Origin of the sequence: Burkholderia pseudomultivorans (assembly GCF_902499075.1) — a bacterium.
In the GTDB taxonomy this organism is placed as follows: domain Bacteria; phylum Pseudomonadota; class Gammaproteobacteria; order Burkholderiales; family Burkholderiaceae; genus Burkholderia; species Burkholderia pseudomultivorans.
Map to the genome: position 1 here is coordinate 21,018 of NZ_CABVPP010000055.1, position 20,684 is coordinate 41,701.

The following is a 20,684-nucleotide window of genomic DNA, read 5'->3' on the forward strand; positions in this document are numbered from 1 at the left end:
ACGCGGCGCGTCGAGCGCCGCATGCAGAAATAGCCGACAACGGAAACGCAAGCGCCGGACGTGCATCGCCCGGCGATCGCTTTGCAGGCGCCGCCCGCGGCGGCGCGACGCACGATGCGTTCAAAGCGCCGGATGCGCGGCCGTGCCCGATTCGGTCGCCGGCGTGCCGGCCGGACCGTATGCGGCTTGCGCGGCCTTGCGTTCGGCCAGGCGCTTCGCTTCAAGGCGTTGCTGCGCGGCCATGATGTCGTCCGGGTAGTTGCCTGCGTCGCCGAGCGACGGGTTGTAGCCGACCGATTCGAGGTCGTACAGCTCCTGCAGCACCTGCGCGCGCGTGACGGGCGACTTCGCCGACTGGGCGAACGACAGGACCGGTGCGGCAAGCAGGACGGCAGCGGCGGCGGTGACGACGAGCGATTTCACGATGTTCTCCTGTGGACTGGGATGGCGGTCCGGGATGACCATCGAGGTGCGATCTGAACCGTCGATGCCAGTCTACGCAGCGGGGGCACGCGTAAAAACCCCGATTCCAGGCACGCAGCCTTCCAGATGGCACAACATTCGCGCCGCGTCGCGCGCCCGGCGCGCCCCCGTTCCCGTTGGCAAAGACGAGGGCTCGCCGGCCGCCGGCCGGCGCGGCGCGATGCGGATCAGAAGCGCGTACGCATGCCGATCGTGCCGACGACCTGGTTCGCGGTGCTCGATGCGCCGCCCGAGCCGTCGATGAACGCCTGGTAGCCGCGTCCCGACGCGTGCTGGTAGATCGCTTCCGCATAGACGTCGGTGCGGCGCGACAGTTTGTAGACGGCCTGCAGGTCGACCTGATGCCACTTCGGATCAGTGCCGTGCTTGCTGTCGGGGTTCGACACGCTGGCGTCGGTATACACATAGGCCGCGCCGACGCTGAAGGCCGGCGTCACCGCATAGCGCAGGTTCACGTCGTAGTTGTTGAACGCGATCTGGCCGGTCGAGCCGAACGAGCCCGTGTTGTCGTACTGCGAGCGCGTATAGACGAAGCCGACGGTTGCCGGCCCGAACACGTAGCTGGCGCCGCCGCCGTACGTGCGCATGCGGTCCGAGCCGATCGACCAGCCGCCCTGGTTCAGGCTTTTCGCCTCGACCGCGTCGGTCGCGCCCGGGCTCGCGCTGGTCGTGCCCTTGGTGCCGTTCATCTGCAGGTATGCGCCGGCCAGTTTCAGCGGGCCGTTCGTATAGCTTGCCGCGACGCTGTATGCGCGGTTGGCGCCGAAGTTCGTCGCGTTCGAGAACGCATACATCGCGCCGACCTTGAAGCCCGCGATCGTGTTGCTCGTGTACTTGACCGCGTTGTTGATGCGCAGCGAGTGGTTCAGGTTGTCGTTGTCGAACGGGTGCGCGAAGCTCGTATCGCCGAAGTCGCCCGACGTCGCGGACAGCGGCGCGACGAAGTCGACCATCGTGTCGTACTGGCGGCCGAGCGTCACCGTGCCGTAGTCGTTGTGGCTCAGGCCGACATACGCATGGCGGCCGAACAGCTTGCCGTCCTGACCGAGCCCGCCGTTGTTCAGGTTGAAGCCGTTCTCGAGCACGAACAGCGCCTTCAGGCCGCCGCCGAGATCCTCGGTGCCGCGAAAGCCGATGCGGCTGCCGTTGACGGTGCCGCTGTTCAGGCGCCACAGCGACGCGCCGTTGGCGTTGTTGGTATAGACGATGCCGGCATCGATCAGGCCGTACAGCGTGACCGAGCTTTGTGCATGGGCGAGCGGGGCGAACAGCGCGGCGATGGATGCGCCCGCAACGAAGGTTTTTTTCATGGGAAGACTCCTGCGTGTGGAACCGGAAACGAAAAGTTCGGCGCAAGTATAGGAATGCGGATCGTCCGGGATGCCACGGACGCGTGCGAGCGAACCTTTCCAGATCGAACAAGAGTCATTCACAAAACTGACATGTCGCGTTGCGCACGCTGACTATCGGCGTTTTGGGCGTCACCGCACGCGATCGGCGCCGCTTCGTTGTCGTATTGCTGCAACAGGTGCGAATCGACGGCCGACGGTTGCCCGGCGTCGCCGACGCGCGGAGAATGGGGCGTGCGTCCCAACGACCGGAGACAGACGATGCCTACGCCAGCGCCCCTTCCGCCGATCAGTCCCGCCGTCTATTACCGCGATCCGCGTGCCGCGCTCGAATGGCTCGAGCGCGCATTCGGCTTCGGTCGCGGCATCGTCGTCTACACCGCCGACGGGCAGGTCACGCACGCCGAACTCACGCATGCGGGCGGCGTCGTGATGATCGGCGGCTACTGGGCCGACTTCGTCGCGAGCCCGGTGGAAGCCGGCGGCCGCAACACGCAGAGCGTGCACGTGCAGCTCGCGAGCGACATCGATGCGCATTGCGAGCGCGCGCGGCAGGCCGGCGCGGATATCCTGCAGGAGCCGGCCGACCAGTTCTACGGCGACCGCACGTACCGCGCGCGCGATCCGGAGCTGCATGTGTGGACGTTCGGCCAGCATGTGCGCGACGTGACGCCCGAAGAAGCCGCGGCCGAAACCGGCCTGACCTTCGAAGGCTGGTCGTGACGCAGCGCGCGTTGCGCGCCGATATTTCCCGACCGTTTTTCCTGCCGTATTCATCGAATCGAACGGCCGCCGCCCGGGCGCGCGGCCGTTGCCACGCATGTCACGAGGGGGCTTCCGCATGAATCTGTACAACGCACGCCTGCGCGGCCGCGACGGCCTGTTTACGATCGGCATCGACGCCGGCACGATCGCGCGGATCGACGCGCAGCCCGCGCCGGTCGCATCCGTCGGCGCCGGCGATCTCGATGCAGGCGGCCGTCTCGCGATCGCGCCGCTCGTCGAGCCGCACATTCACCTCGACGCGGTGCTGACGGCCGGCGAACCGGCCTGGAACATGAGCGGCACGCTGTTCGAGGGGATCGAGCGCTGGGCCGAGCGCAAGGCGACCATCACGCACGACGACACGAAGGCGCGCGCGCATGCGGCGATCGCGATGCTGCGCGATCACGGCATCCAGCACGTGCGCACGCACGTCGACGTCACCGATCCGTCGCTCGCCGCGCTGAAGGCGATGCTCGAGGTGAAGGACGAGGCGCGCGGGCTGATCGATCTGCAGATCGTCGCGTTTCCGCAGGAGGGCATCGAGTCGTTCGATGGCGGCCGCGCATTGATGGAGCAGGCGATCGAGATGGGCGCGGACGTCGTCGGCGGGATTCCGCATTTCGAGAACACGCGCGAGCAGGGCGTCAGTTCGATCCGCTTCCTGATGGATCTCGCGGAGCGCACGGGCTGTCTCGTCGACGTACATTGCGACGAGACCGACGATCCGCATTCGCGCTTTCTCGAAGTGCTTGCGGAGGAAACCCGCGTGCGCGGGATGGGCGCGCGCGTGACGGCGAGCCACACGACGGCGATGGGCTCGTACGACAACGCGTACTGCTCGAAGCTGTTCCGGCTGTTGAAGCGCGCGGGGCTGAATTTCATCTCGTGTCCGACCGAGAGCATCCATCTACAGGGGCGCTTCGACACGTTTCCGAAGCGGCGCGGCGTCACGCGCGTCGCGGAACTCGACCGCGCGGGCATCAACGTGTGCTTCGGGCAGGATTCGATCAAGGATCCGTGGTATCCGCTCGGCAACGGCAACATCCTGCGCGTGCTCGATGCGGGCCTGCATATCTGCCACATGATGGGCTACCAGGACCTGCAGCGCTGCCTCGATTTCGTGACCGACCACAGCGCGACGGCGCTGCATCTCGGCGAGCGCTACGGCATCGCGGTCGGGCGCCCGGCGAATCTCGTCGTGCTCGACGCGGACAGCGACTACGAGGCGGTGCGCCGGCAGGCGAAGGCCGCGCTGTCGATTCGCGGCGGGAACGTGATCATGCAGCGCGAGCCGGAACGCGTCACATATCCGGTCTGACGGCGGAAGCGGGGCGATTTATCTTGAAAATGCATGAGTCGATTCGAAAAATACGTTTGTTGCATGATCGACCGGCGTCTACGATACGGGCCTGATGACGGCGCGCACGTGGCACGCCGCGTTTTCATGCCGAAGCCGCCGATCCCATGCGCCCCGATCTCCCGTCCGCCGTCACGTCCTCTGCGCCGCCAGTCAGCCCGTTCGCGCGGATCGCCGCCGTCACGATCCTGACCGGCGTCGGCGCGGGCCTCGGTGGCATGCTGCTGGCGTTGCTGCTGCATGCGATCCAGCATGTCGCGTACGGCTACAGCGTCGCGCACGTGATCGGCAACCAAAGCTTCCTCAGCGGCGTGACCGACGCCGATCCGCTGCGCCGGCTCGCGGTGCTGGTCGTCTGCGGGATCGTGGCCGGCGGCGGCTGGTGGCTGCTCTACCGCTACGGACGGCCGCTCGTCAGCATTCGCCGCGCGGTCCGCGCGGCCGATCCGCGCATGCCGTTCGTCAGCACGACCGTGCATGCGCTGCTGCAGATCGTCACCGTCGCGCTCGGCTCGCCGCTCGGCCGCGAAGTCGCACCGCGCGAGATCGGCGCGCTGCTCGCGGGCCGCTTCGCGCATCGCGCGGGGCTCACGTCCGGCGACTGCCGGCTGATGGTCGCGTGCGGCGCCGGTGCGGGGCTCGCGGCCGTCTACAACGTGCCGCTCGGCGGCGCGATCTTCGTGCTCGAAGTGCTGCTCGGCAGCTTCGAGCTGCGCGCGCTGATCGTCGCGATCGTGACGTCGGCGATCGCCGCGGCGGTCGCGTGGATCGGCCTCGGCAACGAACACCAGTACACGGTGCCGCCGTTCGTATCGAGCACGCCGCTCGTCGTGTGGTCGATCGTCTGCGGCCCGCTGTTCGGCTTCGCCGCGTACGGCTTCGTGCGGCTCACGAGCCACGCGCGCGGACATGCACGGAAGGACTGGCGGCTGCCCGTGCTCGCGCTGCTCAATTTCGCGATGATCGGCTGGCTCGCGATGCGGTTTCCGCAACTGCTCGGCAACGGCAAGGGGCCGGCATCGCTCGGTTTCGACGGCACGCTGACGATCGGTCTCGCGGCCGTGCTGCTCGCGCTGAAGGTGCTGATCGAGGCGACCAGCCTGCGCGCGGGCGCGGAGGGCGGGCTGCTGACGCCCGGCCTCGCGAACGGCGCGCTGCTCGGCATCGTGCTCGGCGGGCTGTGGAGCGTCGTATGGCCGGGCCCGTCGATCGGCGGCTGCGCGCTGATCGGTGCAAGCGCGTTTCTCGCGGCGTCGATGCAGATGCCGATCACCGCCGTCGTGCTGCTGCTCGAATTCACGCGCGCGAATCACGACTGCCTCGTGCCGATGCTGCTGGCGGTGGCCGGGTCGCTCGTCGCGTACCGGTGGGCGGAGCGGCTGGCGGAGCGCCGGCGCCGCGCGCAGGCGATCGGAGTGATAGGCGAGCACGCCGCGGCGACGCGGTAGCGCGGCGTGCAGGCCGGCTCGGACACGCAGTGCGCGAGGCCGGCCGCAGCGTCGTCACACGCGGCACGTCGCGCGGGCCGACGCGACACACGCGCATACGGCAGCGCGCAAGACTGCGCGGTCGCCTTCCCAATGTCTCCTCGTTCCCGCCGAAGCGGATTTGCCGGTTCTGTGCAAGAATCCGCGCGACCCGCGCTTCCATCCACAACGACACGCGCGGACGTCCCTATCAGGAAACGAGGAGCACAAGTTGATTCAGAGAATTTCCGGCTTTTTCACGCAGGTGGTCCACCGCGTGCTGCCCGACCCGTTGATTTTCGCGATCCTGCTGACGATCGTGACGTTCGCGCTGGCGTTCGGCCTGACGCCGAACACGCCCGTGCAGCTCACGACGATGTGGGGCTCGGGCTTCTGGAACCTGCTCGCGTTCTCGATGCAGATGGTGATGATTCTGGTCACGGGCCATGCGCTCGCGAGTTCGCCGCCCGTCAAGCGTCTGTTGGTCGCGCTGGCAAGCGCGGCACGCACGCCGGCGCAGGGCGTGATGCTGGTCGCGTTCGTCGGTGCGCTCGCGTGCGCGATCAACTGGGGCTTCGGCCTCGTGCTCGGCGCGATGCTCGCGCGCGAGGTCGCGCGCCGTGTCGCGGGCAGCGACTACCGCCTGCTCGTCGCCTCCGCGTACATGGGCTTCCTGAGCTGGCACGGCGGCCTGTCCGGTTCGGTGCCGCTTGTCGCGGCGACCAAGGGCAACCCGATGGAGAAGACCATCGGCCTGATTCCCGTGTCGGAGACGATCTTCACCGGCTACAACGCGTTCATCACGATCGGCCTGATCGTGATGCTGCCGTTTCTGGCGCGGATGATGATGCCGAAGCCCGGCGATGTCGTCAGCGTCGATCCGGCGCTGCTGGCCGAGCCGCCGAGCGTCGAGCGCAAGCTCGGGCCCGACGCGACGCTCGCGGAGCGGATGGAGGAGAGCCGCCTGCTGTCGATCCTCGTCGCGGTGCTGTGCGCGGCATTCCTCGTGCTGAAGTTCGTGCAGAAGGGCTTCGCACTCGACATCGATACCGTGAACCTCGCGTTCCTCGCGGCCGGCATCCTGCTGCATCGCACGCCGATGGCCTATGCGCGCGCGGTGGCCGGCGCGGCGCGCGGCGCGTCGGGAATCATGATCCAGTTTCCGTTCTACGCGGGTATCCAGGCGCTGATGGATCACTCGGGACTGGCGGGCGTGATCACGAAATGGTTCGTCGATATCGCGAACGTCCACACGTTTCCGCTGCTCGCGTTCCTCAGCTCGGCCGTGATCAATTTCGCGGTGCCGTCGGGCGGCGGTCACTGGGTCGTGCAGGGGCCGTTCGTGATGCCGGCTGCGCAGGCGCTCGGCGCGGATCTCGGCAAGGCCGCGATGGCGATCGCCTACGGCGAGGCGTGGACCAACATGGCGCAACCGTTCTGGGCGCTGCCCGCGCTCGCGATCGCGGGGCTCGGCGTGCGCGACATCATGGGGTACTGCGTGACGACGCTGTTGTTCTCCGGCGTCGTGTTCGTCGCGGGGATGTACCTGTTCTGACGCAACCGGCGCGATGCAGGCCGGTTCAGTGCCTGCATCGCGCCGGAGCGGCGCACGCGGGCGTCAGCCGCGCGCCCGTGCCTCGACTCGCTCGTGGCCGTGACGCAGCGCGAGGCTCGCGAACGCGGCCACCAGCAGCGCCGCCGCGAGCAGCGTCAGCCCGTTCTTCGCATTGCCGGTCGCCTGCTCGATCGCGCCGACGACGGTCGGACCGACGAAGCCGCCGAGCAGGCCGCAGGTATTCACGAGACCGAGGCCGCCGGCCAGCGCGCTGCCCGCCAGACGCGACGCGGGAAACGTGAACACGATCGATTGCACGACGAAGAACATCGACGCGGCCGCGCATACGCAGACGAGGCCCGCCACCGGCGACGCATGCGCGGCGCCGACCATCCCGGCCGCCATCACGACGAGCCCCGCGCACAGCAGCCGGCGCGCATGGCGCGACGCGCGCGCGAAGCGCGGCAGCGTCGCGGCGCCGAGTGCGGCGGCCAGCCACGGCAGCGCGGTCAGCAGCCCGACGGCGAACGGCGACACGCGCCCCGACGCGCCGATGATGCCGGGCAGGAAGAAGATCACCGTATAGATCGTCAGTTGATGGCAGAAGTACACGAAGATTGCGAGCCAGATCTGCGGATCGCGCAGTGCCGCGCCGAACGCGTGTCCGCCGTGCGCGGCGATACCCGCGTCCTGCTCGGCGGCCAGCGTGCGCTCGAGCGCGCGCCCGGTCTCGGGCGCGAGCCACGGCGCGGCGCTCGGCCGGTCGGGCAGGCGCGTCCACACGACGAACGCGAGCAGGATGGCGGGAATCCCTTCGACGACGAACAGCCATTGCCAGCCGTGGAAGCCGAGCGTGCCGTCGAGTTCGATCAGTGCGCCGGCCAGCGGCCCGCCGACGATGTTCGCGATGCACACGCCGAGCAGGAAATAGCCGGTCGCCCGCGCGCGCTCCTCGCGGCCGAACCAGTAGGTCAGGTACAGCATCACGCCCGGAAACAGGCCGGCTTCGGCGACGCCGAGCAGCAGGCGCATCACGTAGAACGAGGTCTCGCCGCGCACGAACGCCATCGCGACCGACAGCGCGCCCCACGTGATCATGATCCGCGTGATCCAGAAGCGCGCGCCGACGCGGTGCATGATCAGGTTGCTCGGGATTTCGCACAGCGCATAGGTCAGGAAGAACAGCCCCGCGCCGAGCCCGTATGCGGCCGACGAGATGCCGAGATCGACGCCCATCGAGTGCTTCGCGAACGCGATATTGGTGCGGTCGAGGAAGCTGATCACATAGGCGGCGATCAGCAGCGGCATGAGTTTGCGGAACAGCAGCCGGTTCAGCGACGCGCTCGCGTCGCCGACGGCGGAAGGCAAGGCCTGGGCGTGATGAGTGGACATGCGGACGACTCCGGTAAGGGCGAACCGGCGCGCACGGCAAGCACGGTGCGCCGCGTTCGACAAATGCCGCCGCGCCACGCGCAGCGGATGGGCAGACGACGGAGCCGCGCGCCGGCGGCGCTCGACGGGAGCGGGGCGATGATGGGCGTCCTGGCGCCGGCCGGCTCGGGCCGGCGCCGTGTCTCTGCGCTTGCGGTTCGGGTGTGGGGGCGTATCCCGGCGCTCAGAAATTCACCGCGTCGCCGCCCTTGAGCGCGAGCATCGCGCGGGCCTCGGCCGGCGTCGCGATCTCCAGCGACAGGCCTTCGAGCACCTGCCGCATCTTCAGCACCTGTGCGGCGCTCGATTCGGCGAGCCGGCCGGGCGCGATCCACAGCGAATCCTCGAGCCCGACGCGCACGTTCGCGCCCTGCGCGGCGCCGATCGTCGCCAGCGGAATCTGGTTGCGGCCCGCGCCGAGGATCGACCACACGTAGTCGTCGCCGAACAGGCGGTCGGCCGTGCGACGCATGTGCATCAGGTCTTCCGGATGCGCGCCGATCCCGCCGAGCAGGCCGAACACGCTTTGCACGAAGAACGGCGGCTTCGCGAGCCCGCGATCGACGAAATGCGCAAGGTTGTACAGATGCGAAATGTCGTAGCACTCGAACTCGAAACGCGTGCCGTTCGCACCGCAGCGCGTGAGGATCGTCTCGATGTCCGCGAAGGTGTTCTTGAACACGAGGTCGCGGCTCTTCTCGAGATGCTCGCGTTCCCACGGATGCTTCAGTTCGCGAAAGCGCTCGAGCATCGGGTAGAGCCCGAAATTCATCGAGCCCATGTTCAGCGACGCGATTTCCGGCTGGAAATGCAGTGCGGGCTGCAGCCGTTCGTCGACGCTCATGTGCGGACTGCCGCCCGACGTCAGGTTGATCACCGCGTCGGTCTGCGCCTTGATGCGCGGCAGGAATTCGGCGAACACGGCCGGATCCTGCGTCGGCTTGCCGTCCGACGGATTGCGCGCGTGCAGGTGCAGGATCGCGGCGCCGGCCTGCGCGGCCGCGACGGCGGCCGTCTCGATCTGGTGCGGCGTCACGGGCAGGTACGGCGACATCGACGGCGTGTGGATCGCGCCGGTCGGCGCGCAGGTGATGATGACTTTGCGAACGTTTGCCACGGAGGAGTTCCTTTCGATGAACGACGCGGGACGCGTCACAGCACTTCGACGTTGCCGCACACGGAAATCGCCTGCCCGGTGATGCCATGCCCGCCCGGCGAGCACAGGAACAACGCGGTCGCCGCGATCTCGGCGGGATCGGTCATGCGGCGCAGCGAGATCTTCTCGAGATAGCGCTTCTCCATCTCGTCGTAGCCGATGCCGAGCTGCTGTGCGCGCGCCTCGATCACGCGGCGCATGCGCGGGCCGCGCACGATGCCGGGCTGGATCGCATTCACGCGGATGCCGAGCGGGCCCAGTTCGATCGCCAGGCTTTTCACGAGGCCGACGACGGCCCATTTGGTTGCCGCATACGGCGTGCGGTACGCATAGCCGAGCCGGCCCGCGACCGACGACAGCGCGATGATCGCGCCGCCGGGCTTCGACTCGCGCAGCAGCGGCACCGCGCGCCGCGCGAACTGGAATTGCGCGTTGAGGTTGATTGCGACCGTCTGTTCCCACTGCACCGGATCGATCTCGTCGATGCCGCCGGTCGGGCCTGCGATGCCCGCGTTGTTGACCAGCACGTCGAGCCCGCCGAGCGTCGCGGCGACGTCCGAGAACACGCGTTCGACGGCGGCCGGATCGGATACGTCGGCCAGCGTCGCGCCGATGGCCGCACGCGACGGCCGGTCGGCCAGCGCGGCGATCGCCGCTGGCGACGCGTCGCAGACATGCACGCGCGCATCGCATTGCGCGAACGCGTCGGCGATTTCGAGGCCGATGCCCGATGCGCCGCCCGTCACGAGGACGCGCAGGCCGTTATAGGGTTTGAGCAGATCGGAAGCGGTCATGCCGGGTTGTCTCCATCGTTGATGTGGTCGGATTCGGCGTCGTTCGCGCACGCGCGCGGGCCGTGCGCTACGGTTTCGCGTTCGCGCGGCGCGGCGTCTGTTCGGCCCGCAGCGTTTCGGCGAGATCGTGCGCGGCGCCGCCGATGTCGAGCGCGATGCCGGCGCGCACGCCCGCGCCGTCGCGCCGTTCGAGCGCGTCGACGATGGCGCGGTGCGCGTCCATCGAGCGCCGCATGTGCGGCACGTCGAGCGCGACCATGTTCAGGAACGGCCCGACGCGCATCCACAGGTTCTCGACGATCGCCAGCGTGCTTTCGCTTGCGCCGTGCGCATAGATCGCGCTGTGAAACGCGAAGTTGCTTTGCAGATAGGCGCGGGACCGGCCCGCTTCAGCGTGTGCCTGCATCGTTTCGCAGGTCTTGCGTACGGCGGCGATCTGCGCTTCGGTCATCCGCGCGCACGCCCGCTCGGCGATGCAGCCTTCGAGTGCGATGCGCACCTCGCGCAGTTCGTCGAGCGTGTCGAGCGTCATCGGCGGCACGACGAGCGCGCGGTTCGGGCCGTCCACGAGCGCACGCTCGGCGCGCAGCCGGGTGAGGGCGGCGCGCACGGGCATCGTCGACGAGCCGACGGCTTCCGCGACGCTGCGCAGGCTCAGCGCCTGGCCGGGCGCGAAACGGCCGCTCATCAGTGCTTCGCGCAATTGCTGGTAGACCTTGTCGGCCATCGTTTCCTGTTCGATGGCTTTCAATGCGGGCGGGACGATACGAGGCGCCAAGGCGGGAGTCTCCTGGGTTTGATCTGCGATCTGTGATCACACTTGCGATGGGCGAAGTTTTATCCATCGGCGCGAAGGCGTCAAGGTGAAAGGGATCAGGGAAAACGAGGGGGAGGCGGCGGTCCGGTTCCTTGCGCCCGCGCGCGGAGCCGTCACCGCCGTTGCTCCGCATCCGCGTGCGCAGCCGCCCGCGCGCATCGCGCGGCGGGCGGTGCGACGCTCAGTGCACGGGCTCGTCGGTCAGCGTGTTCAGGAACGCTTCGATATCCTTGATGTCCTGCGCCGACATCGCGGGTGCATCGCCGGGCTTGCGATCGAACGGCGCATCGGTCGTGTCGACGTTCGCGCGATACTTCGCCGGAATGTCGTCGTATGCGTCGATCCTGCCGTCCGGCCCGCGCGGATAGAACTTCTGCGGCGCGGTATTGCGCTCGTTGTAGAACGCCATCACCTGGTCGAGCGTATGGAACACGCCGTTGTGGAAGAACGCGTGGCGCGTCGCCGCGTTGCGCAGCGTCGGCGTGAGGAACATCCCGCAATACTGCGTCTGGTCCTTCAGATCCTGCCGGAACGGTCCGCACACGCCGAGATCGTAGAACGCCGGGTTGCGGTTCTGCGCGAGCTGCCGGTTGCGCGGCGCGCCGAGCGCCTCGTACTGATAATCGGTAAACATCGGCGGCAGGCCGTCCTTGCCGGGCTTCGACAGGTGGCAGCCCGCGCAATTCGCCTTGTCCGGATCGTTGAAGAGCCGCAGCCCGCGCAGCTCGGCCTGCGTCAGGCGCGCGCGGCCTTCGAGCCAGCGATCGTACTTGCTGTTGTACGGATGAAACGACGTGTCCTCGACCTGATAACGCGCGATCGCGAACATCGCCTCCGACACCGCGAGCTGCGGGCTGTCGAACACGCGCGGCCCGAACAGCTGGATGAACTGCGCGCGATGCGCCGATTGCGACAGCTTGCGCGCGACCGCGTCGATGCTCGTGTTCGCCATCTCGACCGGATTCAGCAGCGGGCCGAACGCCTGCTGCTGCAGCGTGTCGGCGCGACCGTCCCAGAACATCCCGCCCTGCGGCACGAGTTGCGGCGCGGCGGCCGTGCCGGCCACCTTCTGCGCCTTCACGACGCCGGCCGCCGACGCGGCCTGCTGCGCGATGCTCGGCGCCGCGTCGTTTTCGCCGGCGTCGGGGCCGATGCTGAAGTTCGGCTGGCGGTACAGGTACATCAGCGACGGCGGCGGGCGGTAACCCTGCTGCGTCATCGCGAGGCCGCCCGGCTGCACGTCGAGCGCGTTCGGCGGCCCGTACGCGTGGGTGGGGCTGTGGCACGACGCGCACGACTGCCGGCCCGATGCCGACAGCGACGGATCGTCGAACAGCGCGCGCCCGAGCTGCGCGACCGCGGACAGCGGCTGCGCGGCCGGCCGCTGCAACACGACCGGATGCGCGTTTGCGCCGGTCCAGTCGGCGACGACGTCGCCGATCGCCGCCGGCGTGCGCGCGGGAAACGCGATCGCGAACGCGCCGTAGCCGAGCACCGCGGCGCCGGCGACGAACGCCGCACGGCGCACGAAGCGGGCAGGGGAACGCGGCGCGATGCGGCCGGAGGCATCGGGGGACGGGAACGCGGGGCGGGCTGTCATGCTGTCGTCGCTCGGAAATCGGGTGCCGCGCGAAGCGGCGCGTTGAAATGGAAACGGCCGGCGCACGCCGCGCCGGCCTGTCGTTACGTGTTGCCGGTCAGATCGACGGCGCCGAGCTCAGCACGGTGCCCTGCGTCGGATCGAGATACAGCGGCGTCGTGTTCGGCTTCGACGAGAAGTCGAACAAGCCGCGCAGGTCGCCTGCGGTCGCATCGAACGAACCGCCGCCGATGCGCTGGCCGCCGAGCCAGTTGTCCTCGATGAAGCGCACGACGGACGCCTGGTCGACCAGCGTATGGTCGACGTAGTTCTGCTTCGCGTACGGCGAGATCACGACGAGCGGAATGCGCACGCCGGGGCCGCAGCGGCCGTTGACGGTCGCGCCGTTCACGCCGGTGGTGCCGCCCGAACCGCACTTGCCGTTGCCGTTCACCTGGTCGACCGCGTCGGACGACGCGCGGGTCGGCGTCGTGTACGCGTGGTCGTACCAGCCGTCCGAGTCGTCATAGGTGACGATCACGGCCGTGTTCTGCCAATCCGGCTGCTGCTGCAGGAAGTTGACGACCTTCGTCACGAACGCCTGCTCGTCGAGCGGATCCGAATAGCCCGCGTGCGCGTCCTGTGCGGCCGGCGCCTTCAGGAAGCTGACCGACGGGAAGTTGCCGGCCTTCACGGCCGCGAAGAAGTCGTCGGTGTCGTACTGGTGGTTCGCGGGCTCGGCGGTCTTGCCGTCGGCCTCGAAGCTCGAGCCGATCGCCGCGGTCGAGCTCGGGCGCGTGTGCTGCGGGTTCGCGGTCGACGCGTAGTACTGGAACCAGTTGTGGTGCGGGATGTAGTCGGCCGTCGCGGCATTCACGGCGGTCGCGACCGTGCTGCGGCTGCAGCCCGTCGTGCCGTTGCTGTTCGTCGTCGACAGGTTGAAGCCGCCCATGAAGCCGCCCCACGTGATCTTCGCGCTGTTCAGCAGGTCGCCGATGTTCTTGCCGCTCATCATCGCCTGGTCGGTCGTGCTCGAACAGACGTCGTAGCCGGGGTCGACGTCGTTGATCATCGTGTAGCCGCCCTGGCCGTCGTTGATGTAGTACGAGCTCTTCGCGAGCGTCGACGGCTGCGCGGACGTCTTGACGATCTGCATCCCGTTGGTCTGGCCCGACACGACGTTCAGCGCGCCCGGCGTCGACGGGCCGTAGACCGTCGTGTATGCGTTGTCGCTCATCGCGAAGCGCTGCGCGTAATTCCACAGCGCGGTCACGGTGTTGCCGTCGAAGTAGCCCATCACCTGGCCCTTCGTGCCGAACGCGCCGGCGCCGCCGGACGAGCCCTTGCCGGTGTATTTCGGGAACAGGTCGGCGAGGCCGTTGTCCTCGGCCTGCTGTTCGGCCGTGTACGCGTGGTTCTGGTCGGCCGTCGCGGCCTGCGTGCGGTCGAGGCGGAACGGGTTCGCGGCGTCGGTGCCGTTGGCCGTGTTCGTGAAGTTCGGGTTCGCGGTGAGCAGCGTGCCCGTCAGGCCGTTGACCGTCGGCGTGCCGGACTTGGCGGTGAACGCCGGTTCGCCCGACGGGTTCGTCGCATTCGGATAGGTGCCGAAGTAGTGGTCGAACGACACGTTCTCGCCGTAGATCACGACGACGTGCTTGATCGGCGTGGCGGTCTGCAGCGCGTCCTGCGAGGACACCGTGGGCGTCGGCGTGGGATCGTCGCTGCCGCCGCAGGCGAACAGCGCGAGGGCTGCGCCGGCACAGGCGGTGACGAGCAAGGCTTGACGGAACATCGCAACACTCCAGGTTGGATTTCGATGGTGGGGACCGGCCTCGTCGCCGTGTCGGTTCGGCGCGGGCTCGACAGAAAGCACGCGCATTGAAACAGCCTGGTATGAAGATATGGGGACGGAGTGGTTTCGCGGTCATTGCGCCGCGGTATCGATTTCATTACGGGGTCTTTTCGCATGAAAGGCTATGGAAAGAAATGACCCGGATGCCATCGCAGCGACACATTGCGCGCTGCGTCCGTTCATTGCGCTGCATTCGCTACCGGGCGGGCGTCGGCGCGCGGCGAGCCGGTGCGCGGACGGCGCGGTGCACGGCGCTTTTTTGACAATTGCGTGACGCATTCCTACGATGAACGCCCGTCGTGCGGATTGCGCGGCCTTCGACCGTCAGGGAGTGTTCAGCGTGCCGATCCCCGTTCTGTTTGCCGTGCTGTGCGCGGCGTTCCTGCATGCGTCGTGGAACGCGCTGGTCCGCAGCAGCGGCGACCGGCTGCGTTCGGCCACGGTGCTGCAGATCGCGATCGGGCTGTTCGCGCTGCTGTTCCTGCCGGCCGCCGCGCCGATCGCGCCGGCGAGCTGGCCGTACGCGGTTGCGTCGGCGGTGCTGCACGTCGTCTATACGTTGTTGCTGGTGCGCGCGTACGAGCACGGCGACCTGAGCGTCGCGTATCCGGTCGCGCGCGGGAGTGCGCCGCTGCTGGTTACGCTCGGTGCGGCGGCGTTCGCGGGCGAGCGGCTGAATCTCGGTGCGCAGGCCGGGCTGATGCTGATCTGCGCGGGCATCCTCGCGATCGGGCTGGAACGCGGGCGCGGCGCAGCGCACCGGATGACGCAGGTGCTGCCGACCGCGTTCGCGACCGGCGTGTCGATCGCGGCCTACAGCGTGGTCGACGGGATCGGCGTTCGGGAGAGCGGCGATACGGTCGGCTACACCGCGTGGATGTTCGTGCTCACCGGCGTGCTGATGGCCGCGTATTACCGGCTGCGCGCGGGGCCGCTGCGGCTGACGCAGGACTTCGGGGAAACGGCGAAGGCCGCGTGCGGCGGCGTCTTCGCGGCGCTCGCATACGGGATCGTGATCTGGGCGATGGGCCGCGCGCCGATGGGGCCGGTGTCGGCGCTGCGCGAAACGAGCGTCGTGTTCGCGGCGCTGATCGCGCGCGTGTATCTCGGCGAGCGGCTGACGCCGCGCCGCGCGGCCGGCTGTGCGGTGATCGCGGCGGGGGCGTTGTTGATCAGCGCGTTCGAGGCGCGCTAGGCAACGACGGATATCGGCGGCGGCGCGCAGGCGCGTGCCCGTAACCGGTACGCAGCAATGCACAGGCCCCCAGTGCGGCGCTTGCCTGCCATCTACGCGCTCGCAGCCTCACGCGGGATCGGCGAGCCGACGAATCACTCCGCAACCGGCATCGCACTCGTGCACTTGATCTCGTCGAGACATACGCTCGAATGCACGCCGCTCACGCCGGGAATGCGCATCAGCGTTTCGAGCAGGAATTTCGACAGCCCTTTCAGATCGTGCGCGACGACCTTCAGCACATAGTCGATGTCGCCCGTCACCGAAAAGCACTCCTGGATCTGCGCGAGATCCGACACGAGTTTCTGGAATTTCGACAGGTCGCGGATATGCCCGCGCTCCATCGTCACGTGCACGAAGGCGGTGACGCCGAAGCCGAGCGTGTCGGGGCACAACCGCGTTTCATAGCGGCGGATCGCGCCGATTTCCTCGAGCCGGCGGTGGCGTCGCAGCGTCTGCGCCGGCGACAGGCCGACAGCCTTCGCCAGTTCGAGGTTCGACGCGCGGCCGTTCTCCTGCAGCAGGGCCAGTAAGCTCCGATCGATGCGGTCGAGAACCGGTTCAGGCATTTTTGTTTCCTCATCTGTCTCCTGGGTGCAATCTTATCTCATAATGTAGGGTTTGCATGAACGGGTTACGAAACCCGATTTCGTCGTCGCGACGCTAAACTGACGCCGGATTTTCGTGTGCGACCGCAGCAACGCGGCTGCGGGCGACGGTCGGCGGCCGGTCTGGCGGGCATGCCGGCAGGAATCGGGCGCCGCCACGCGAAGATTGCAGTCCCCAACCCGGCGGCTCCACGAACGGCTGCCGGCACAGCAAAACAGCGCCCGGCACACCGAAGGCGCACCGCTTCCGGCGGCGGAGGCGGACAGAGTGGAGAAGACATGGTTTCTGGAAACGAGAAGGGCGGCGACGGCCTGAAGCGCGGGCTGAAGAACCGGCACATCCAGCTGATTGCGCTGGGCGGCGCGCTCGGCACGGGGCTGTTCCTCGGCATCGCGCAGACGATCAAGATGGCCGGCCCGTCGGTGCTGCTCGGCTATGCGGTGGCCGGCATCGTCGCGTTCTTCATCATGCGCCAGCTCGGCGAGATGGTCGTCGACGAGCCGGTCGCGGGCTCGTTCAGCTATTTCGCCGACAAATACTTCGGCCATTTCACCGGCTTCCTGTCCGGCTGGAACTACTGGGTGCTGTACATCCTCGTCAGCATGGCCGAGCTGTCGGCCGTCGGGATCTACGTGCAGTACTGGTGGCCGGGCGTGCCGACCTGGGTGTCGGCGCTCGTGTTCTTCGTCGTCATCAACCTGATCAACCTGACCAGCGTGAAGTCGTACGGCGAGACGGAATTCTGGTTCTCGATCGTCAAGGTCGCGGCGATCGTCGGGATGATCGGCTTCGGCGGCTGGCTGCTCGCGAGCGGCCATGCGGGGCCGGACGCCAGCGTCGCGAACCTGTGGCAGCACGGCGGCTTCTTCCCGAACGGCGTGTCGGGCCTCGTGATGTCGATGGCGGCGATCATGTTCTCGTTCGGCGGGCTGGAGCTGGTCGGCATCACGGCGGCCGAGGCCGACGATCCGAAGCGCAGCATCCCGCGCGCGACCAACCAGGTGATCTACCGGATCCTGATTTTCTATATCGGCGCGCTCGCCGTGCTGCTGTCGCTGTACCCGTGGGAGAAGGTCGTGTCCGGCGGCAGCCCGTTCGTGCTGATCTTCCACGCACTGAGCAGCAACCTCGTCGCGAACGTGCTGAACGTCGTGGTGCTGACGGCCGCGCTGTCGGTGTACAACAGCGGCGTGTACTGCAACAGCCGGATGCTGTTCGGCCTCGCGCAGCAGGGCAACGCGCCGAAGGTGCTGTGCTCGGTCAACAAGCGCGGCATTCCGCTCGCCGCGCTCGGCGCGTCGGCGCTCGCGACCGGCGTGTGCGTGCTGGTCAACTACTTCATGCCGGGCAAGGCGTTCGAGGTGCTGATGGGCCTCGTCGTGTCGGCGCTGATCATCAACTGGGCGATGATCAGCCTGATCCACCTGAAATTCCGCCAGGCCAAGCGTGCAGCGGGGGAGGAGACTTCCTTCCGCAGTCTGGGCTATCCTTTCACGAATTACCTGTGTCTGGCGTTCATGGCCGGCATTCTCGTCGTGATGTACCTGACGCCGGATCTCCGCCTGTCGGTGTACCTGATCCCCGTTTGGCTCGCGGTGCTCGCGATCGGGTATCGCTTCCGTCAGAGGAATGCCGGCTACGCGATGGGCGGCGGCGCATCCGCGCGCTGACGCTGGCTGCCAGCAATCATCTATTCCAACCGAGACCGACATAGCCATGTTCGAACATATCGATGCGTACCCGGGCGACCCGATCCTGACGCTCAACGAGAACTTCCAGAAAGATCCGCGCGATCAGAAGGTCAACCTGAGCATCGGCATCTATTTCGACGCCGAAGGCCGGATTCCCGTGATGGGCGCCGTCCGTGAAGCCGAAACGGCGCTGCAGCGCGACCTCGGCCCGAAGCCGTACCTGCCGATGATCGGCCTGGCCGCGTATCGCGACGCCGTGCAGGCGCTCGTGTTCGGCGCGGATCACCCGGCGCGCGCGGCCGGCCGCATCGCGACCGTGCAGACGCTCGGCGGCTCGGGCGCGCTGAAGGTCGGCGCCGATTTCCTGAAGCGCTACTTCCCGGATTCGCAGGTGTGGCTCAGCGATCCGAGCTGGGAAAACCACCGCTTCATCTTCGAGCGCGCAGGCTTCACCGTGAATACGTACCCGTATTACGACGAGAAGACGGGCGGCTTGAAGTTCGACGCGATGCTCGCGGCGATCGACGCGCTGCCGGCGCGCAGCATCGTGCTGCTGCACGCGTGCTGCCACAACCCGACCGGCGTCGATCTCGACGAAGGTCAGTGGGAAAAGCTGATCGACGTGATCGAGGCGCGCGGGCTGCTGCCGTTCGTCGACATGGCGTACCAGGGCTTCGGCGCAGGCCTCGACGCGGACGCGTTCGCGGTGCGCGAACTGGCCCGTCGCGGTGTACCGGCGCTGGTCGCGAACTCGTTCTCGAAGAACTTCTCGCTGTACGGCGAGCGCGTCGGCGGCCTGAGCGTCGTCTGCGAGGATGCGGCCGCGGTCGATCGCGTGCTCGGCCAGCTGGCCGGCGCGGTGCGCTCGAACTACAGCAATCCGCAGACCTACGGCGCAAAGGTCGTGGCGGCCGTGCTCAATACGCCCGCGCTGCGCAAGCAGTGGGAAGAAGAGCTGTCGGCGATGTGCCGCCGCATCGCGCGGATGCGCCAGGCGATCCACGACGGCCTGCGCGACCACGTCAGCGGCGAAGCGCTCACGCGCTACGTGAAGCAGCGCGGCATGTTCACGTACACGGGGCTGACGGAGTCGCAGGTCGACGCGCTGCGCGAAGTGCACGGCGTGTATATCCTGCGCTCGGGTCGGATGTGCGTCGCGGGCCTGAACGATTCGAACGTCGGCATCGTCGCGGACGCGATCGGCAAGGTGCTGAAGAGCGGCGTCTGATCCGCGCAGGCGCGCGACGGCATCGCCGGAACCGGCTGTTCCCGATGGGGGCAGCCGGTTTTTTCTTTTCGCGGGCCCCGCACGCCGCAGCCGCGCAGCAGTACGATAAGAAGATCGCATACACGCTGAAGGAGCCGCATGAGCATACGAATCGTCCGCCTCGGTTCGCCGCGCAAGGCCGGCGAGGGGCTGCGGATCGGCACGGTGCGGCGGCCGCCGCGCGGCGTGCCGAAAGCCGAATTCGCATCGCGCGACTACTACGACGTGTGGCTGCCGACGCTGTCGCCGAGCGCCGAACTGGTCGCCCAGGCGCAGGCCGCCGAAACCGACGCCGAATGGCGCGCGTTCAAGCGTCATTTCCGCGCGGAGATGGCGCAGGGCGACGCGGCGAAGGTGCTCGACCTGCTGGCGGCGCTGTCGGCCACGACTGCGCTGTCGGTCGGCTGCTACTGCGACGACGAGAGCCGCTGTCATCGCAGCGTGCTGCGCGAACTGCTCGCGGAACGCGGCGCGACGATCGAGCCGGACGCGGGCTGATGGCGGCCCGTTGCCGGATCCGGCGTCGGCACGGCGACCCGGTTGACGTGGGTCAAGCGTGCGGCGGCGCGCGCCACTATGCTCTCGTCATGGCTGAGTCACTACGCTGACAGGCGCACAGATGCAGATTTTATTTCCACCGGAGCCGCCCGAGTACTGCGCGCGCGATCTGGTCGTCGCCTTTTCGGCGCTGGTCGACGATCGCTGCGTGCAGTGCGCGGTCACGGCAGAAGCGCTCGAGGATCATTTCGGCGCGGCGTCGCTGCTCGAACGGGACCTGCTGAATGCGTTCACCGCGCACCGGCCGGCGATCGAGGCGATGGCGCGACGCATGCTCGAGGAAATCGGCGGCCGGCCGGTGCTGCTGCACAGCGGCCACTTCCGGCTCGGCGGCTGATACCGCAGGAGGACGCATGACACTGCAGGGCAACATACACGAGCGCGACTGGTCGGTCGAAGTCGAGACGCGGCCGTGCGAATCGGGCGAGTTCCGCTGCCGCGTGTCGGTCGAACATGGCACGGGCGCGGCGCGCTTCCACCATACGTTCGAGCACAGCCACGCCTATCCGACCGAGCACGAGGCGATGATCGAAGGCTTGCGGGCCGGGATGACGTGGATCGAGCTGAAGATGTCGCAGGCGTTCAACGTCTGAAGGGCGGCACGAAGCGCCCGCGACGGTAGTGGGCGAGCGGGCGCGGCGCCGCGGCGGGACGCGATGATCGGCTACGCCGTCAGGCGGGGATGGACAGAAGGTGGTCGACGCGATGGCGGCCCCGTCAG

At 68.1% G+C, this 20,684-nt stretch carries 19 protein-coding genes; 10 read left to right on the forward strand and 9 right to left on the reverse strand.

Translation table 11 applies throughout. The features are described from left to right. Window positions 1–120 precede the first annotated feature (120 nt). A complete protein-coding gene (locus BST28156_RS27275; RefSeq protein ID WP_174903838.1) occupies window positions 121–423 on the reverse strand; it encodes a DUF4148 domain-containing protein in 303 nt (100 codons plus the stop codon). A gap of 227 nt (window positions 424–650) precedes the next feature. Next, entirely contained in the window at window positions 651–1,793 is a 1,143-nt protein-coding gene (locus BST28156_RS27280) for a porin (protein ID WP_060238126.1), read from the reverse strand. Between the two features lie 300 nt (window positions 1,794–2,093). Between BST28156_RS27280 and BST28156_RS27285 the strand changes: the two genes are divergently transcribed. From BST28156_RS27285 to BST28156_RS27300, 4 genes are all read left to right on the forward strand, one after another. Next, window positions 2,094–2,555: a VOC family protein gene (locus tag BST28156_RS27285; RefSeq protein WP_060238122.1), complete on the forward strand. Its 462-nt coding sequence runs from the start codon at window positions 2,094–2,096 to the stop codon at window positions 2,553–2,555. A 118-nt stretch (window positions 2,556–2,673) separates the two neighbouring features. Then, the gene (gene codA, locus BST28156_RS27290; RefSeq protein ID WP_174903839.1) at window positions 2,674–3,915 is read left to right on the forward strand and encodes a cytosine deaminase; all 1,242 of its coding nucleotides are present in this window, start codon (window positions 2,674–2,676) and stop codon (window positions 3,913–3,915) included. Between the two features lie 146 nt (window positions 3,916–4,061). After that, complete coding sequence (locus BST28156_RS27295; RefSeq protein ID WP_174903840.1) at window positions 4,062–5,402, forward strand: chloride channel protein; 1,341 nt, start codon at window positions 4,062–4,064, stop codon at window positions 5,400–5,402. A gap of 250 nt (window positions 5,403–5,652) precedes the next feature. Then, on the forward strand, window positions 5,653–6,975 hold the full coding sequence (locus tag BST28156_RS27300; RefSeq protein WP_174903841.1) for a TIGR00366 family protein: 1,323 nt from the start codon (window positions 5,653–5,655) through the stop codon (window positions 6,973–6,975). A 63-nt stretch (window positions 6,976–7,038) separates the two neighbouring features. Here BST28156_RS27300 and BST28156_RS27305 read toward each other — a convergent pair whose 3' ends face one another. From BST28156_RS27305 to BST28156_RS27330, 6 genes are all read right to left on the reverse strand, one after another. Continuing rightward, the gene (locus BST28156_RS27305) at window positions 7,039–8,367 is read right to left on the reverse strand and encodes an MFS transporter (protein WP_174903842.1); all 1,329 of its coding nucleotides are present in this window, start codon (window positions 8,365–8,367) and stop codon (window positions 7,039–7,041) included. Window positions 8,368–8,590: 223 nt separating this feature from the next. Continuing rightward, the gene (kce, locus tag BST28156_RS27310) at window positions 8,591–9,523 is read right to left on the reverse strand and encodes a 3,5-dioxohexanoate:acetyl-CoA acetone transferase (protein WP_174903843.1); all 933 of its coding nucleotides are present in this window, start codon (window positions 9,521–9,523) and stop codon (window positions 8,591–8,593) included. Window positions 9,524–9,558: 35 nt separating this feature from the next. Next, entirely contained in the window at window positions 9,559–10,356 is a 798-nt protein-coding gene (locus BST28156_RS27315; RefSeq protein ID WP_060238104.1) for an SDR family oxidoreductase, read from the reverse strand. A 67-nt stretch (window positions 10,357–10,423) separates the two neighbouring features. Next, window positions 10,424–11,134 carry a GntR family transcriptional regulator gene (locus BST28156_RS27320; protein WP_060238101.1) on the reverse strand — a complete coding sequence of 237 codons (711 nt, stop codon included), beginning with the start codon at window positions 11,132–11,134 and terminating at the stop codon, window positions 10,424–10,426. A 220-nt stretch (window positions 11,135–11,354) separates the two neighbouring features. Next, complete coding sequence (locus tag BST28156_RS27325) at window positions 11,355–12,773, reverse strand: cytochrome-c peroxidase (RefSeq protein ID WP_174903844.1); 1,419 nt, start codon at window positions 12,771–12,773, stop codon at window positions 11,355–11,357. Window positions 12,774–12,870: 97 nt separating this feature from the next. Then, window positions 12,871–14,544: a phospholipase C gene (locus BST28156_RS27330; RefSeq protein ID WP_174903845.1), complete on the reverse strand. Its 1,674-nt coding sequence runs from the start codon at window positions 14,542–14,544 to the stop codon at window positions 12,871–12,873. Window positions 14,545–14,890: 346 nt separating this feature from the next. On the opposite strand from BST28156_RS27330, the gene BST28156_RS27335 reads away from it, so the two are divergent. Continuing rightward, a complete protein-coding gene (locus tag BST28156_RS27335; protein WP_174903846.1) occupies window positions 14,891–15,799 on the forward strand; it encodes an EamA family transporter in 909 nt (302 codons plus the stop codon). A 134-nt stretch (window positions 15,800–15,933) separates the two neighbouring features. Here BST28156_RS27335 and BST28156_RS27340 read toward each other — a convergent pair whose 3' ends face one another. Beyond that, window positions 15,934–16,407 carry an Lrp/AsnC family transcriptional regulator gene (locus BST28156_RS27340; protein ID WP_009694400.1) on the reverse strand — a complete coding sequence of 158 codons (474 nt, stop codon included), beginning with the start codon at window positions 16,405–16,407 and terminating at the stop codon, window positions 15,934–15,936. Window positions 16,408–16,725: 318 nt separating this feature from the next. Here BST28156_RS27340 and BST28156_RS27345 point away from each other — a divergent pair, with 318 nt between their 5' ends. From BST28156_RS27345 to BST28156_RS27365, 5 genes are all read left to right on the forward strand, one after another. Beyond that, the gene (locus BST28156_RS27345) at window positions 16,726–18,117 is read left to right on the forward strand and encodes an amino acid permease (protein ID WP_174903847.1); all 1,392 of its coding nucleotides are present in this window, start codon (window positions 16,726–16,728) and stop codon (window positions 18,115–18,117) included. Between the two features lie 46 nt (window positions 18,118–18,163). Then, complete coding sequence (locus BST28156_RS27350) at window positions 18,164–19,366, forward strand: amino acid aminotransferase (RefSeq protein WP_060238082.1); 1,203 nt, start codon at window positions 18,164–18,166, stop codon at window positions 19,364–19,366. Window positions 19,367–19,504: 138 nt separating this feature from the next. Beyond that, window positions 19,505–19,903, forward strand: coding sequence for a DUF488 domain-containing protein (locus BST28156_RS27355; protein WP_060238080.1), 399 nt, complete (start codon window positions 19,505–19,507; stop codon window positions 19,901–19,903). A 106-nt stretch (window positions 19,904–20,009) separates the two neighbouring features. Continuing rightward, window positions 20,010–20,300, forward strand: a complete 291-nt coding sequence (locus BST28156_RS27360; RefSeq protein WP_174903853.1) for a DUF1488 family protein — start codon at window positions 20,010–20,012, stop codon at window positions 20,298–20,300. Window positions 20,301–20,316: 16 nt separating this feature from the next. Next, the gene (locus tag BST28156_RS27365; protein WP_060238075.1) at window positions 20,317–20,556 is read left to right on the forward strand and encodes a hypothetical protein; all 240 of its coding nucleotides are present in this window, start codon (window positions 20,317–20,319) and stop codon (window positions 20,554–20,556) included. The last annotated feature ends 128 nt before the right edge of the window (window positions 20,557–20,684 follow it).

Coding starts and splice junctions, on each gene's coding strand:
- BST28156_RS27280 (WP_060238126.1), bottom strand. CDS start 1,793: ATGAAAAAAACCTTCGTTGCGGGCGCATCCATCGCCGCGCTGTTCGCC.
- BST28156_RS27285 (WP_060238122.1), top strand. CDS start 2,094: ATGCCTACGCCAGCGCCCCTTCCGCCGATCAGTCCCGCCGTCTATTAC.
- codA (WP_174903839.1), top strand. CDS start 2,674: ATGAATCTGTACAACGCACGCCTGCGCGGCCGCGACGGCCTGTTTACG.
- BST28156_RS27295 (WP_174903840.1), top strand. CDS start 4,062: ATGCGCCCCGATCTCCCGTCCGCCGTCACGTCCTCTGCGCCGCCAGTC.
- BST28156_RS27305 (WP_174903842.1), bottom strand. CDS start 8,367: ATGTCCACTCATCACGCCCAGGCCTTGCCTTCCGCCGTCGGCGACGCG.
- BST28156_RS27315 (WP_060238104.1), bottom strand. CDS start 10,356: ATGACCGCTTCCGATCTGCTCAAACCCTATAACGGCCTGCGCGTCCTC.
- BST28156_RS27325 (WP_174903844.1), bottom strand. CDS start 12,773: ATGACAGCCCGCCCCGCGTTCCCGTCCCCCGATGCCTCCGGCCGCATC.
- BST28156_RS27330 (WP_174903845.1), bottom strand. CDS start 14,544: ATGTTCCGTCAAGCCTTGCTCGTCACCGCCTGTGCCGGCGCAGCCCTC.
- BST28156_RS27335 (WP_174903846.1), top strand. CDS start 14,891: ATGAACGCCCGTCGTGCGGATTGCGCGGCCTTCGACCGTCAGGGAGTG.
- BST28156_RS27340 (WP_009694400.1), bottom strand. CDS start 16,407: ATGCCTGAACCGGTTCTCGACCGCATCGATCGGAGCTTACTGGCCCTG.
- BST28156_RS27345 (WP_174903847.1), top strand. CDS start 16,726: ATGGTTTCTGGAAACGAGAAGGGCGGCGACGGCCTGAAGCGCGGGCTG.
- BST28156_RS27350 (WP_060238082.1), top strand. CDS start 18,164: ATGTTCGAACATATCGATGCGTACCCGGGCGACCCGATCCTGACGCTC.
- BST28156_RS27355 (WP_060238080.1), top strand. CDS start 19,505: ATGAGCATACGAATCGTCCGCCTCGGTTCGCCGCGCAAGGCCGGCGAG.
- BST28156_RS27365 (WP_060238075.1), top strand. CDS start 20,317: ATGACACTGCAGGGCAACATACACGAGCGCGACTGGTCGGTCGAAGTC.